We start from the raw sequence: 15,058 nt of genomic DNA on the forward strand, positions 1-15,058 counted from the left end.
ATGGATTTTTGTCCGTAATATTATCTTAAAAATAAACCTTCGACCATGCCTCACTATTCCTTTAGGCTAACTTTTTTTAAATCGTTCCTGCTTTGTCTGATTGCGACATGGTGTATCAACACTCCGGCCAGGGCACAGCGTACTTTCTTATATGAAGATCTTGTTTTTAAAATTGATTCCCTGGCCAATGTCGGCCTGATACGATCAGCATTAAAAAAGGCAAAAGAGCTGGAGCAGCTTGGCAAACGGCAGAAACAACCAGCGTGGCAAATAAAGGCTGTATTATTTCGGGTAGCCTTTCAAAATTATCTGGATCAGGACGCAGTAATGCCTGTGATTGATTCGTTGAACTCCGACATAAAGGAGTCGGAGTTTCCTCTAAAACCGGTACTTCAGTCTGTTCTCGCCCAGACGTACTGGAGATATTACCAGGTTAACCGATACAGGATCAGGTCAAGAAGCCATGTTGATAAAGTTCAGAAGGATATAGCGACATGGGGTCTCAGAAGTATCGCTGACACAGCTTCAAAATGGTTCAAAGAATCCTTATCTCAAAGAGAGCTATTGCTAAATACTCCTGTTAATATCTTTAACAATGTACTCGCAGGCGACACTACGAGACTTGAAGTCAGGCCAACCTTATACGATATACTTCTTCACCGTGCACTCGATTTCTTCTTGGACTACCAGGCTTCATCGCCGCGATCTTCCTTTTCGCTTGATGATCCTCGCTTGTTTGCTGCAAGTAACGTGTTTGGAACTATAGCTATTTCGTCGAACGATACCTTATCGGCTTTTTATACAGGTTTCAAACTGTTACAGCAGGCGGAAAGATTACATCTTACAAATGGCCGCACCATTGCTGCTGCACACCTGAATATGAGACGGATGGAGTGTTTGAAATACAATACAAGTCTGAAGGAAAAAGATATCTTATACCTGAAAACGCTTAAGCACATTGCATTTTCAGATAAGTCAGGTGTGGTGGCTGCGGATGCATTGTACAGCCTTGCCATTGAATACCGTTATAAGGATAGCCTTGGTCTTGCACTTGAATTCGCCAGATTAGCTTCAGCGAGGTATCCCGGTTCGAGGTCTGCCAGACTGGCCGATAAACTTTTGGCAGAAGTTCTCCGTAAAGATCTTTCTTGTGCTGTAGAAGAGTTTAATTTACCAGATGAGAATTTGCTCGCTTCAGTTTCTTACCGGAATGTTAAAGCTGTTCTGTTAAGCTTATATAAAATCAGCTTCGGTGATTATGATTCTGTTACGCGTACGGGGGATAGACGTTTGAATAGAAAGCGGATTGCTGAAGTAGTTGAAAAAAGTCAGCTTGTGCAACATAAGAACATCGGGCTTCCCGGCCCGGAAGATTACAAAGAGCATCGAACTGAATTAAAAATTGGCCCCTTTAAGCCCGGCGCCTATCTTATGGTATGTCGTGACGCCGACTCTCCCGACTCTGCCCTTATTCAATGTGCGCCGCTTATTGTATCAAACCTTGCTTTTACAACCAGATTCACCGGAAACGAAAAATGGGAAATACTGGTAGCCGACAGAAAGAAGGGACACCCGCTCGCTTCCGTGATTGTCAGTTTGGATAGTGCCGGTGCTTCCTCACGAAAATCAGGAACATTTTCGTCCGCACTAACAGATAAACTAGGGAAAGTTTATTTTGCAGGCGAAAAAGGAAACTATGGAATACAGATTGTCAGGAATAGAGATACCCTTGTTAAGAGAGAGTTGCATTTTTATCAGTCGAATCCCCACGAGCTTGCCAATCCTCAAACCGAATTTCTTTCTGCATTGTTTACCGACCGGAAAGTTTACAGGCCGGGACAGATTGTTTATTTTAGGGGAATAGAAATGGCACGTTCCGGAGATACTTCAGCTCTGGTTTCTCAAAAGACGTTGCAGATAGAGTTGCGGGACGCTAATAATGGAGTTGTCGATAAGCTGGATAATATCATTACTAACGAGTTCGGCTCTTTTAGTGGGGCTTTTATTCTCCCTGAGGTCACTACTAACGGACCCTATAATATTTCAACAGGACATGGCGTTTCGTGGTTTAGAGTAGAAGAATATAAACGGCCGACTTATTCTGTGAAGTTTTCTCCTGTTGAAAAAATATACAGGTTTAACGATTCGGTAACTGTAAGAGGGCATGTACAAGCATATGCATCGTATGGAATTTCTAATGCCAGGATAAGTTACAAGATTGAGAGGAGTAATACCTGGGGCGACTATCACAGGTATGGGGGCATAAGAAACGGAAGGCCTTCATTCAATTTAGTCACAATCACAACAGACTCAGTGCGAAGTAACAATGAAGGAGAGTTTACCATTCCCTTCCGGGCTAAAATTGATAAGCAGGAGGCATATCCAGGCGCTGTTTATACTTATAATATTACCGTAACGGCAACATCGCCCGACGGAGAAACTAGGTCATCGCTTGTTTCTGTTACAATAGGAGATCGTGCAATAAGAGTAGCTGCTTTGGTCGATCAGCTTATTTCTGTGACAGAGAGGATAAAGATCCCAGTTAGCTTAAGTACTTTAAATGGCCGTCCACAGGCGGGGAAGATAACTGCCGAACTATATCAGGTCAAAGGTCCCGAAAAGATCTTTCGCAGGAGGTTCTGGAGTACGCCGGATCTGCCCCTTATGAAAAAGGATGAGTTTGAGAGGGCTTTCCCGTCTTACTCCTACAGGGACGATCAAAATGACCAAAAGGTCAAAAAAATGCTTTTTAAGGACAGTATTAGCATAACAGAAGATCAACCAGCTTTTGCCGTATTCAGCAAGCTGGAAAATATCTCTTCGGGATATTATTTAATCAGGTTCTTAGCCCGAAATGTCAATGGAGATACCACATCGGCCGAATACTATACTACACTTCTAAGCCAGCAGGCCGATATGCCTGCCGGACAACGGTTTTGGACTGTAGCATTCAGAAATACAGCAAGCAAGGAAGAAGACGCATTGTTCTTTACAGGCTTCGGAGAACGGGGAATGATATTGAAGGAGATGTACAACGGAAACAAGCTTTTGTCAGCTCAATGGCTTCAATCCGGAAAAAAACAAACACCGATTAGCGTTGCTGGTAACACTGGTCGGGATCTTCGTCTCCAATTTTTGTCATTCCACGATAACAGAGTATATCAATATTCACAGAACATTGATCAACGTCTTCCAGATAAGCAACTTAATATCTCCCTTTCTGCATTTAATGAAAAATTGACACCGGGAGGCAGAGAACATTGGAGATTAAAAGTTACAGGAAAAGATGGTGAACCGGTCGAAGCTGAACTGCTTGCAGCAATGTACGATATGTCAATTGATCAACTGAATAGAAAAGATACATGGTCACTTCCCGTTATTCGAAGGCAGGAATATTATAACTATTTCAGTTGGGATAGTTACTTCACACAAAGGCCTGTTAACTCCTATCCTCTAAAGTTCAAAAGGAATATTTACGAAGACGTGCCTCCTGGCTATATCGATCTGGAAAAAGTATCGGTTTATACACCTCAGTCTTCCGCTGTTGACAAGATGGATTCGGTTTTTCACCAGACTGAATACTACAATGCTTTGAACTCTTTTAAAAAGGGTTTTAATATTTCCGGGCGCGTGCTTCTCGAAGGTAATCCTCAAGAGTGGGCGCTTGTTAAAATAAGGGGCAGCAACATTAGTGTATCTACCAATCAATATGGTTATTTTAAGATTAGGGTCCCTTCTGATGTTACCTTGGACATAAGCTTTTTAGGATACATATCTCAATCTGTAAAAGTAAAAGAGGGCCTTCCCGTAGTAGTAAATCTTAGAAAAAACCGAAGTGATCTAAACGCTGAAGCAGACAAACGACGGATTGAAAAGCTCCCGGGGAGCGAAGACTCGCCAGTATCCAGGGTTTTAAGTAAACAGTGGAAACGCAGTTCCCGGGTTGAAATGGAGGAAGATTACACTGTTCATGATTTTGCAAGCATGGAAGCCTTTCCGGCTTTACCTCCTTTTTTGCCTGAAAAAAAGCAAGTCGTCAATTTTAGGAGAAATTTTAATGAAACCGCTTTCTTTTACCCACATTTAAAGACAAACCAGAAAGGAGAGGCATCAATAGAGTTTACGGTACCCGAATCCCTGACAAGGTGGAAATTGAAGATTTTTGCCCATACCAGGAATTTAGCTTCCGGATATTTAGAAAAGGAATTGGTTACTCAAAAAGAATTGATGATTGTGTCTAATTTGCCACGCTTCTTCAGGGAAGATGATTCTGTGACCATAACGGCAAGAATTACAAATTATTCAGGAAAAACGCTTAGGGGTACTGCGGAACTTCAGTTATTTAACCCGGATACCAAAGCCCTCTTACCGGTTATTTCCCGCTCTCCAATGCCTAGTAAGCAGTTTGAAATAACCCCGGATTCAAACGAGGTTGTTCCCTTTACTTTTTTAATACCAAGGGGATTATCAGGTATTACCTGCAGAATAAATGCAATAACGCCCAGCTGCTCAGACGGAGAGGAGACTTTTGTTCCTGTCCTGAGCAACGCCCAACTCGTTACAGAAAGCTTGCCTCTGGTGGTTCCATCAGGGCAAAGCCGGTCATTCACCTTCGAGCCACTTCTAAAAAAGCAATCCGCATCATTAAGAAGCAAAAGTCTTTTACTTGAATATACGTCTAATCAGTTGTGGACGGTGATCCAGTCCTTGTCAACTTTCCTAGGCAGCCCTTCTGTTACCACTGAGCAAACATTCGGTAGCTATTACGCAAACACCCTGGCGTCATACATGCTGAACAAGTATCCTGAGATGAAAATGATACTTTCAAACCTTGAAAGGCATTCGTCAAAGGAAGTGTTTAATGAGGCATTGAAAAACAGGAAAGTAAATTCAGCTTTTATAGAAGAGACACCCTGGTTAAATGAGATTCAATCACAAAGTGAGCAGAAAAAGAACCTTACTTTGCTTGCCGATTTCAACAGGATGAATTACGAGAGAGATGAATACCTAAAGGAGCTTTCCCGGATTCAGATCAATGACGGATCATTTCCGTGGATCCCGGGCGGGACTGCAGGCGACAGATATATTACCCAATATGTTACGGCGGGTATAGGGGCAATTCTGCAATTATCCGCCGCGGCAGATCCCAGACTTGTCGCGATTTCAAAAAAAGCGATAAAATATCTCGATCAGCGGCTTATCTCCGATTATAAAACTTCTGGTGGACCTTTGTCTCCCTTAACAATACAAGGGTGGTATGCGAAAAGTTATTATGGGAAGAAAGAAATTACAGGCGAGCTTGTAGGTGCTTTTGCCGCTTATATTGCCGGGGTTAAGGCTGAATGGACAAGAAGGAGTATTTATGAACAGGCTATGATCGCTTTAACTGCCTTTAGGTTTAATGATCCTGCTTTTACCAACCAAATCGTCGCTTCTTTAAAAGAAACAGGAGTGCGGTCTGAAGAGTCAGGAATGTACTGGCCCCGGAATAAGCCAGGTCATTTTTGGTATCAATCCCCTGCAGAGACACAGTCGTTACTCATACAATTATTTTCTGAATGTACTGATGATACGAGTGCTGTTGCCGAAATGAAAACATGGTTATTAGGGAATAAGCATTTGTCGGATTGGAGAACTACAAAAGCTACAGTTGCAGCCTGCTCGGCATTGTTTACAGGGCGTGAAGGTGAGTTGCCTGGCAGCGATCTTCCGGAGATCAAAGCAGGCGACAGACAGTTAACCTCATTAATGCAGCCTGAAGTTTATGGTCATGGAACGGGTTATGTAAGAGCTTCATGGGGGGCGGAAGAGATTTCTCCTAAACTTGCTGAAATAAAGATTAAGAACACCGGCAAAGCGACTGGAATAGGGGCGGTGTACTGGCAGTACCTCGAAAATATAAATAAGATAAAGCCATTTTCTTCCGGTCTTTCTATTGAACGAAAATACTTTCTTGTAAAAGACCTGGGACATGATAAGCGCTTGTATGAAATTGATGATAAACACATTCCGGTTAAGGGAGATTTAATAAAAGTAATGCTTTACGTTAACGCTGAAGAAGATTTTGAATATGTCCACTTAAAAGATCTTAGACCTTCAGGTGCTGAAGTGGCGAAGGGTTTATCGGGCTTCGAAACGCAGGACGGGTTATACTATTATCAGGTGCATAAAGACGCTTCTTCCAATTTCTTTATTAGTCGTCTGCCGAAGGGTAAATATGTGCTGGAGTATGGCCTTTGGGTAACGCAGGCAGGAACATTTAATTGCGGTATTTGCAGTATCCAGAGTATGTATGCGCCTGAGTTCGGAGCCCACACAAGCGGAAAGAAAATAGAATTCAGATAGGATAAATAATAAAAAGCCGGAACCCTTAACAGGAGCCGGCTTTTTATTGAGAAAAATTAACACGTTCTAAAAACGGAAACCTACAGTAAGGTAAGCATTGTTGTAAGACCTTTTGAGCTCAGCTTCGGGACTCATGCTTCCATAAACCTCATACGGGTAAACGTTCTGTTTTCTTGAAACATTAGTGTATGTTGCATCAACAAAGAAATTACTAATCCTGTATCCAATACCACCGCTGATATTTGTAGTAGCGCCCCCTATTCCTTTTTCAGGATTTCCAAGGTAGCCATAGCCAGCTCTTAAATACACATTAGGACTTACCCGTCCTTCCGCACCGATGCGGGCATTTACGGTAGATTGGTACAACTCCTTTATGTTTTTATTGTCCTGAGCTGCGCCATCATAACCGCTCATATGCATACCTGCATAATCAACGTATTCTAAATCGGCTGTTATGAATCCTTTTTTCTCGATAAATACAGCCAGTCCGCCGCTTACTTTTAAAGGGGTTCTTAGATTATAGTTTTGTTCAAATGACTCGTCTTCATCCTGATTTCCTATCGGATATTTATCTCCGTTCGTGTAAAATGTTTCAAGTCCTAATGTTGTGTTGTCTTCTACAGAATACCATGTTGGACTTGTAAAGGAAGCTCCGAACTGAACAGACTCAAGAGGCTTATAGATGAAACCGAGTTTTAAGTTAAATCCGTTTCCGTTTGTCGTCTGATGGTTATCAAAAAACGTTTTGTATCCCCTCACTCCCTGTACGTTGTTTGCATCTACAAAATCTGCATTACCCTCTTCAGCAAATGTAGAAGTAGAGTTATACTTTAAATTAGTAAAGGCAAGGCTCATTCCAACATAAAGCTTATTGCTGTAATTTGCTCCTACAGCGAGATTAAATTCGTTTTGACCTCCCGTGGTGACCTGAGTCATGGATTGTGAGGAATTTAGATGTGTTACCGGATCGTAAAGTAATCCAGATGCATCATGGCCAATCGTATCTACAAGGAAATGTTCATATCCCCAAAATCCGAGAGGACTGGCTGCTTTTTTCAAGGCATCAATAGTGGGACCATCATCGTATGCCCTTTCTGCAAACATGTCTGCGATTGAATTATTGGGATTGAAACCCGCATAATAAATATTATCATAAAAATTATTCGTTCGGTTCCATGATAGCCCAAAATTTACACTCAACAAGCCTTTGGTTGGATCTGCACCTTTTGGTACCCTCTGTGATGAGTGAAATACAACAGAGGCATTATTGAAGTTTAATTGCTTTTTTTTATCGCTTTCCTTTTGATTAAAGTAAGTGGATGAAATATCAGAAAAATTATATTCAGGCGTAAAACTGAACTCTGAGCCGTTGAAAAAACCAAGACCGGCGGGATTAGTACTAATGGAACTTAAATCTCCGCCTATTGCTGTTGATGCGTTTCCGATTCCCTTAATCCGGCTTGTTGATCCTCTGTCGAATCTCGAGAACCGCAGAGCATCCTGATTATACTGCGCGTATATATTTTGAGTGACCATACATGCTATGATCACTACAAGTGCATAGTTAAATTTCATATTCAATTTTTTATCGAAAATATCAAGTTACCTGCCCCCGCGACTGCCTCTGGAAGGAGTGCTTGAACTACCTCCGCTTCCACTGCTGGTGCTACCGCTACTGCTTCCTCTTGAACTGCTGGAGGTGGAAGGAGTAGAGCTAGGGTAAGCTTCTCTTGTAGGTGTTTCAGCCCTGGCTGGCCTTGAATTTGTATTCGTTCTGTCTACTGAAGGTCTGGGTCTTTGTGTGGTACCTGAAGATGTTCTGCCATCCGTAGTCGGCCGTGTCGAATATCCTTCCGGTCTCGATACAGACCCTCTGCCACTGCCGTAACTACGGTCAGCTGGTCTGGCGCCACTTCTGTCTTTTCCATAATTGGGATTACCTGTACCCATATTCGGCCTGGACCTGTTGTTTCTGCCGCTAGCTATTCCTCCGCCGTAATATCCACCGCCGTATCCGTATCCATAGGGGTATCCGCCGTAATAAGAAACCGGGCCCCAGTAATTACCATAGTAAGGGTTGCCGTAGCCATAATAACCCCAGGGGCTGTAATAGTTTGTATAATAGGGGTAACCAAATCCGAATGAAAGCGACAGTCCTGAGCCGTAGAACCACGGGTCATAACGGTAGCTGTACCAGGGATCGTAGCTGTAGCTGTACCAACTGTCGTAATAGGTTCTCCACGGCGACGCATAATAGAACCTGTTCAGTCTTGAAGCGTACCCGTAATCGTAATCATAGTCTACATTATCGTCTGCATAATCTCCCCCGCCATATAGCTGTTCGTTCGTACGGTAGCTTTGCTCATTTTTCTGAGGATACTCTACCTCTTTTGCTTTGGCCTGAGAATAATATACATCATCATTGGTGCTCACCTGTGCCAAACGGTTGGTAGAGCAGGCCCCAAGCAGTAAGCTTACTGATGCAAGGGCCGGTAATAATAATCTTTTCATTGCCGTGTGTGTTAATTCTCCAATCAATCCCTGTCTCTTTCTTATTAGACGCAACTTCCGGGGAAAAGGTTGCATCATTTACTGTTTTATAGCCCGGTTAGTTTTATAACTTTGCTATCTGAATATTTGTGTTAAAATTACGAAAAAAAACTTTAAAAATTATTATGAGTAAGGGTATTACAAGCAGAAATGACGATTATTCGCAGTGGTATAATGAACTTGTTACAAAAGCCGACCTGGCAGAGCATTCTGCGGTGAGAGGATGTATGGTAATTAAGCCTTACGGATACTCTATATGGGAGAAAATGCAGGCTGCGCTCGACAAAATGTTTAAAGATACCGGCCACTCCAACGCCTATTTCCCCTTGTTCATACCGAAGTCATTTTTCTCTAAAGAAGCTTCTCACGTTGAAGGCTTTGCTAAAGAATGTGCAGTAGTAACGCATTACCGCTTGAAGAATGATGGAAACGGAAATATTATCGTCGACGAAGATGCCAAACTGGAAGAGGAACTGATAGTAAGACCTACCTCCGAAACCATCATCTGGAATACCTACCGCGGCTGGATCCAGTCGTACCGCGACCTGCCTATACTTGTAAACCAGTGGGCCAACGTAGTGCGCTGGGAGATGCGCACGCGACTGTTCCTTCGTACTGCCGAATTCCTTTGGCAGGAAGGCCACACAGCTCATGCCACGGCTGAAGAAGCAATAACAGAAGCAGAACGTATGCTGCATGTATATGCCGACTTTGCTGAGAACTGGATGGCAGTACCTGTGGTGAAAGGCACCAAAACACCCAACGAGCGGTTTGCCGGAGCTATTGAAACTTATTGTATTGAAGCGCTCATGCAGGATGGTAAAGCGCTTCAGGCGGGTACGTCACATTTCCTTGGCCAGAACTTTGCCAAAGCATTTGATGTGAAATTCACCAGTAAGGAAGGGAAGCTTGACCACGTATGGGCTACTTCATGGGGTGTTTCTACCCGTTTAATGGGCGCCCTTATTATGGCTCACTCTGACGACGCCGGATTGGTGCTGCCTCCAAAACTGGCTCCGATACAGGTGGTGATCATTCCGATATATAAAAGTGAGGAAGACCTGAACCGTATTACCGGGAAAGTAGATGGCCTCGTAAAAGAGCTTAAAGCCAGGAATATATCGGTTAAGTATGACGACCGCGACACACAGCGTCCTGGTTTTAAATTTGCTGAATACGAACTGAAGGGTGTTCCTGTGAGAATTGCGCTGGGAGCAAGAGACCTTGAAAACGGAACAGTGGAAATCGCGCGCCGTGATACAAAGGAAAAACAGACCATTAGCAGCGAGAATCTGGCAGATCATATCGAACAGCTTCTTGAACAAATCCAGAAGGATATCTATCAAAAAGCTCTGAAATTCAGGGAAGAAAATATCACACGCGCAGATACCTACGATGAGTTTAAAAAAGTGCTCGACGAGAAAGCGGGCTTCGTATCGGCACACTGGGACGGCACCCCCGAGACGGAGCAAAGGATCAAGGAGGAAACCAAAGCGACGATCCGCTGTATTCCAATAGACAATCCCAAAGAAGATGGTGTCTGCATCCTTACAGGAAAGCCGTCTGTTCAGAGAGTGCTGTTCGCAAGAGCGTACTAGTAGGGGTGAGGGTTGCAGGTTGCAGGTGTGAGTTGGATTATGAATTATGGGTTATGGGTTATGAATGTTGAAAACGGACATAACCCATAATTCACCCATCAATAACCACTTTCAGTAATCAGCAATTAACTCTCAACCTTCAACTCTCAACTTTCAACTCTCGACCAATCCGCAACCCGCCTAAAACAATTATGCCTGCTGTTTGCTTTTGGATATATTACTCATATGGACGAAAACAACTCAAAGCACGAACACTCTTCAGGGGGTAAGAACCTCAAAGTTTATACCCAAAAAGTATGGATAACGCTCGGCATCATTGCGTTGCTGGTTATCCTTATTTTTATATTGAAAGCCGCATTTAACGTTCTTTTAATGGTTTTTGCAGGCTCTCTGATTGCTACGTATTTTCACGGCGTAGCCGACATCATTGAGACACGCACCCGCTGGAGGCGACGCTGGTGTGTGATGCTCTCTGTGTCTCTCTCTTTTATTGTCGCCGGAATGCTGTTCTGGTTTCTGGGGGCGAAGATCTCAGAACAAGTGGGAGATATGTCGAAAGAACTGCCTGATCTCGTTAAAACCGCAGAAGACAAATTGAAGCAAAGCTCTTTAGGCAGGAAAATAATCTATTACATTTCTGGCAACAACAGCCAGAAGCTTATGACTTCCTTTCAGCAGATCTTTCGCACCAGTTTTGGTATCGTGGGCGATTTTTACATTACCTTCTTTATCGGCGTCTTTTTCACCGCCAATCCAAACCTGTATAAAGACGGGATCATCAAGCTCATTCCTCCCGCGGGAAAAGCAACAGCTAAACGACTGATGGACCGCATCAGCTACACACTGAAAGGGTGGCTGAAAGGCATGCTGATAGCCATGTTCTTTATCAGTATTTTAACCCTTACCGGACTGACGATCATTGGGGTGCCAATGGGACTGGCGCTGGCGGTGATGGCCGGACTGCTTAACTTTATCCCTAACTTCGGCCCGCTGATCGCTATGATTCCGGCAGTACTCATCGGCTTAACTGTGAGCGTTAATACCACACTCATTATTGTAGCACTGTATCTCCTCATCCAGGCTGTAGAAAGCAATATTGTCACTCCGATGGTGCAGAACGCAATGATCAAAATACCTCCGGCGATGATTATTATCAGTCAGGTTTTGTTTGGTACACTTACCGGCGGCCTCGGCATAATCCTGGCGACGCCCCTGCTCGCTGTCATCATAGTAACGGTAGACGAATTATATGTAAAGAAACTTCAGAATAATCAGTCGTAGGCGCCGGTATATAGTTGATATTTGCTATTAAATATATATTTTTACCGGAAACTATCCGGCGCTATATTAATGTCTCTCAGCGGAAAATTACGTAGAATATTTTGTATCCTGCTACCCCTGTCTTTTCTGTGCTCTTACGGATATTCCCAAACCATGGCCTCATTATTAAAAAAATGGGATAAGGCCAGAGCCGATAAGGATTACAGGCAAAAAAGCGGGAACATTCCACTGGTACTGAAGATAGCAGACCACTACCGGTATACCTATCCCGACAGCTCACTGATGTACGCCAGGGTAGCGCTGGACCTCTCGAAAGCCCAGAACTCGGTTGAATCCGAAAAAAAGGCGCTCAACAGCATTGCCAAGGTATACTATATAAAAGGGGAGTACAACCTTTCGATGGAAGCCAGTTCGCGTGTGCTATTACTGAGTGCCGGAGAAAACAGTAACATAATCGTAGCCGATGCCATCAATAACATGGGATTGGTACTCCTTGGACAGACCAAGTACCATGATGCCATCCCCGAATTCAGGAAAGCAGCTCAGCTGAACCAGCGTTTTAAAAACCGGTCCTCTCTGGCGGCAAACTATATTAACCTGGGTATTTGCTTTGACGAGACCTCAAAACCCGACTCCGCCTTGTTCTATTTAAGGAAAGCTGTTGGTTTTGCACTCGAAACCAGCAACGCCAATATGCGTGATATGGCCTTCAATAGAATTGGACACACCTATTTCAACGCCGGAAACTATACAGAGGCGATTGATTACTATGAGGAGGTTATTAAGATTACAAAAAATAACTGGGAGCGCTCTTTTGCAAATATCGGCCTCGCGAAAGTCTATTATCAGCAAGAGCAGTATAAGGCAGCCATCCGGCATGCAACCACCGGGCTTTATATGGCGAACAAGATGAACGTGAAATGGGACGCATCTGAAGCCAGTAAAGTGCTTTCTGAAGCTTATGCCAAAACAGGAGACTTCCGAAATGCTTATTATTTTTCGAGGTTAAACAAACGTTACGACGACAGTTTGATGAGCGAAGCGAAGGAAAAGGAAATCAATTACCTGAACCTGAAGCGAAAGATGGCAGAGAACCAACAACTGGTGCGTGATAATAAACTAAAGAATCAGGAAATTAAGCTTAACGAGCTGATATTCATATTGATCGGCGTAGCTGCACTGTTCATTGTTGTATTCATTGCATACATTATCCGCAGCAACCGGAAACAAAAACTCTTAAACCTGCGGCTAAACAAAAAGAATAAAGATATAGAGCTGCAGAAAGATAAGATTGAACAACAGAATAAAGAGCTGTCACGGCTCAACTATACCAAAGACCAGCTTTTCTATATCCTGAGTCACGATTTGCGGGCTCCTCTCGCATCCGTGCAGCAGGCTTCTGAGCTGCTTTGCGACGAGTGTTTCTCACCGGGCGAGCAGAAGATCATCGTAGAGGGATTCTACCGCGAAATTACCTCGGTATATAATATGCTCAATAACATGCTGTACTGGGCAGCCAGTCAGCAAAAAGGTATCAAAGCGAACCGCTCGCTTATAGATCTCTCAGCTATAAGCCACGAGCTGTTAGACGTATACGAGATTGTTGCCAGGAATAAAGGCATCAGTCTGATCAACGAACAAAAACTGCCGGTATGGGTAAATGCCGATCCAGACCAGGTGAAAGTTATTATTCAGAACCTGGTAGGAAATGCCATTAAGTTCACCAATACAGGTGGATTGGTGCGTCTTTTCTTTGACGAAGATGAACTATATTACAAGCTTCACGTTAAAGACACCGGCGTAGGCATAACCGAAGAAAAGATAGAGCGTCTTTTTACGGCAGTAGGCAAGAGCATTTCCACCTACGGAACCAACAGCGAGACTGGTACAGGACTTGGACTGGTACTCGTAAAGGAGTTCACCGGAGCCAACGGGGGGAACCTTGAAGTTCGAAGCAGCCATGGCGAAGGATCTGAATTTATTGTTTCCTTCCAGAAGAAACTCGACTACGTATTAAACGAGGATTATGACCATGATGAATAGCGTACCGTAATGTTATAGTAATAAATCGCAATAAAACGCGCTTTCTACCCTATCTTCCCCCCGGTATTTATATTTTTGTTCAATTAACAGGATATAAAATGAAATTTGCAACCAAAGCAATACATGCCGGCCAGGAACCCGACCCCTCAACCGGAGCCGTGATGACGCCGATCTATCAAACGTCTACGTATTGGCAGAAGTCGCCTGGCGAGCACCAGGGATTCGAGTATTCGAGAGGAACGAACCCCACGCGTAGAGCCCTTGAAAGTTGCCTCGCCGCTTTGGAAAATACCACATACGGACTAGCTTTCTCGAGTGGAATGGCCGCAACGGATGCGGTGATGAAGCTGCTGAGAGCCGGCGACGAAGTGATAACCGGAAACGACCTTTACGGAGGTTCTTACCGCATCTTTACGAAGATATTCGCACAATACGGCATTAAGTTTCACTTTGTCGACCTCTCCGATCCCCATCGGGTTCAGGACTATATAAACGATAATACCAAACTTATCTGGATTGAAACACCCACCAATCCAACCATGCAGATCATCGATATAGCAGCCGTTGCTGCCATCGCGAAAGCCAATAAGGTGCTGCTGGCTGTAGACAATACGTTTGCTTCACCCTATCTCCAGAACCCCAAAGATCTGGGTGCCGATATCGTAATGCACTCGGTGACGAAATACCTGGGCGGCCACTCCGACGTAGTGATGGGTGCCCTGATGCTCGATGATGAAGACCTGTATAAGCGGCTCTGGTTTATCTATAACTCCTGCGGCGCTACTCCCGGTCCGATGGACAGCTTCCTGGTGTTGAGAGGGATCAAAACCCTTCATCTCCGGATGAAAGCACACTGCGAAAACGGTCGCCGTATCGCTCAGTTCCTTAAAACACATCCGCAGGTGGGCAAAGTATACTGGCCGGGGTTTGAAGACCACCCCAATCACGAGGTTGCCAAAAAGCAGATGCGCGATTTCGGCGGGATGATTTCCTTCACCGTGAAAGACGCCGGATTGGAAAAAACCTTCAAGGTGGCTTCTTCCTTTAAAGTGTTTTCACTGGCTGAATCCCTTGGCGGAGTAGAATCCCTGATCAATCACCCGGCCACCATGACACATGCCTCCATTCCAAAGGAGACACGTGAGCAGGCCGGGGTGACCGATAACCTGTTGCGGCTAAGTGTAGGAGTAGAAGACATTGACGACCTGTTAGAAGACCTGGAAACAGCGCTGAAGCTATAG

The 15,058-nt window shown here is 44.1% G+C and carries 7 protein-coding genes; 5 read left to right on the top strand and 2 right to left on the bottom strand.

Translation table 11 applies throughout. The annotated features are described in order from the left end of the window. The first annotated feature begins 45 nt into the window (after window positions 1–45). Complete coding sequence (locus BDE36_RS11320; RefSeq protein WP_141814930.1) at window positions 46–6,345, top strand: alpha-2-macroglobulin family protein; 6,300 nt, start codon at window positions 46–48, stop codon at window positions 6,343–6,345. A gap of 66 nt (window positions 6,346–6,411) precedes the next feature. On the opposite strand, the gene BDE36_RS11325 is transcribed toward BDE36_RS11320, so the two are convergent. Both BDE36_RS11325 and BDE36_RS11330 read right to left on the bottom strand, forming a co-directional pair. Beyond that, window positions 6,412–7,920 carry an OmpP1/FadL family transporter gene (locus tag BDE36_RS11325; RefSeq protein WP_141814931.1) on the bottom strand — a complete coding sequence of 503 codons (1,509 nt, stop codon included), beginning with the start codon at window positions 7,918–7,920 and terminating at the stop codon, window positions 6,412–6,414. Between the two features lie 27 nt (window positions 7,921–7,947). Further along, window positions 7,948–8,856, bottom strand: a complete 909-nt coding sequence (locus tag BDE36_RS11330; RefSeq protein ID WP_141814932.1) for a hypothetical protein — start codon at window positions 8,854–8,856, stop codon at window positions 7,948–7,950. A gap of 164 nt (window positions 8,857–9,020) precedes the next feature. Between BDE36_RS11330 and proS the strand changes: the two genes are divergently transcribed. The 4 genes from proS (at window position 9,021) to BDE36_RS11350 (ending at window position 15,058) form a co-directional block, all read left to right on the top strand. Next, a complete protein-coding gene (gene proS, locus BDE36_RS11335; protein ID WP_141814933.1) occupies window positions 9,021–10,493 on the top strand; it encodes a proline--tRNA ligase in 1,473 nt (490 codons plus the stop codon). A 225-nt stretch (window positions 10,494–10,718) separates the two neighbouring features. Further along, window positions 10,719–11,774, top strand: coding sequence for an AI-2E family transporter (locus BDE36_RS11340; RefSeq protein WP_141814934.1), 1,056 nt, complete (start codon window positions 10,719–10,721; stop codon window positions 11,772–11,774). 153 nt (window positions 11,775–11,927) lie between these two features. Beyond that, window positions 11,928–13,817 carry a tetratricopeptide repeat-containing sensor histidine kinase gene (locus tag BDE36_RS11345; protein WP_161987599.1) on the top strand — a complete coding sequence of 630 codons (1,890 nt, stop codon included), beginning with the start codon at window positions 11,928–11,930 and terminating at the stop codon, window positions 13,815–13,817. 98 nt (window positions 13,818–13,915) lie between these two features. Beyond that, a complete protein-coding gene (locus tag BDE36_RS11350) occupies window positions 13,916–15,058 on the top strand; it encodes a cystathionine gamma-synthase (protein WP_141814936.1) in 1,143 nt (380 codons plus the stop codon).

It is taken from the genome of Arcticibacter tournemirensis, from assembly GCF_006716645.1.
GTDB lineage: Bacteria > Bacteroidota > Bacteroidia > Sphingobacteriales > Sphingobacteriaceae > Arcticibacter > Arcticibacter tournemirensis.

Excerpts from the sequence above, each read along its gene's own strand:
- BDE36_RS11320 (WP_141814930.1), top strand. The coding sequence starts at position 46 with ATGCCTCACTATTCCTTTAGGCTAACTTTTTTTAAATCGTTCCTGCTT.
- BDE36_RS11325 (WP_141814931.1), bottom strand. The coding sequence starts at position 7,920 with ATGAAATTTAACTATGCACTTGTAGTGATCATAGCATGTATGGTCACT.
- BDE36_RS11330 (WP_141814932.1), bottom strand. The coding sequence starts at position 8,856 with ATGAAAAGATTATTATTACCGGCCCTTGCATCAGTAAGCTTACTGCTT.
- proS (WP_141814933.1), top strand. The coding sequence starts at position 9,021 with ATGAGTAAGGGTATTACAAGCAGAAATGACGATTATTCGCAGTGGTAT.
- BDE36_RS11340 (WP_141814934.1), top strand. The coding sequence starts at position 10,719 with ATGGACGAAAACAACTCAAAGCACGAACACTCTTCAGGGGGTAAGAAC.
- BDE36_RS11345 (WP_161987599.1), top strand. The coding sequence starts at position 11,928 with ATGGCCTCATTATTAAAAAAATGGGATAAGGCCAGAGCCGATAAGGAT.
- BDE36_RS11350 (WP_141814936.1), top strand. The coding sequence starts at position 13,916 with ATGAAATTTGCAACCAAAGCAATACATGCCGGCCAGGAACCCGACCCC.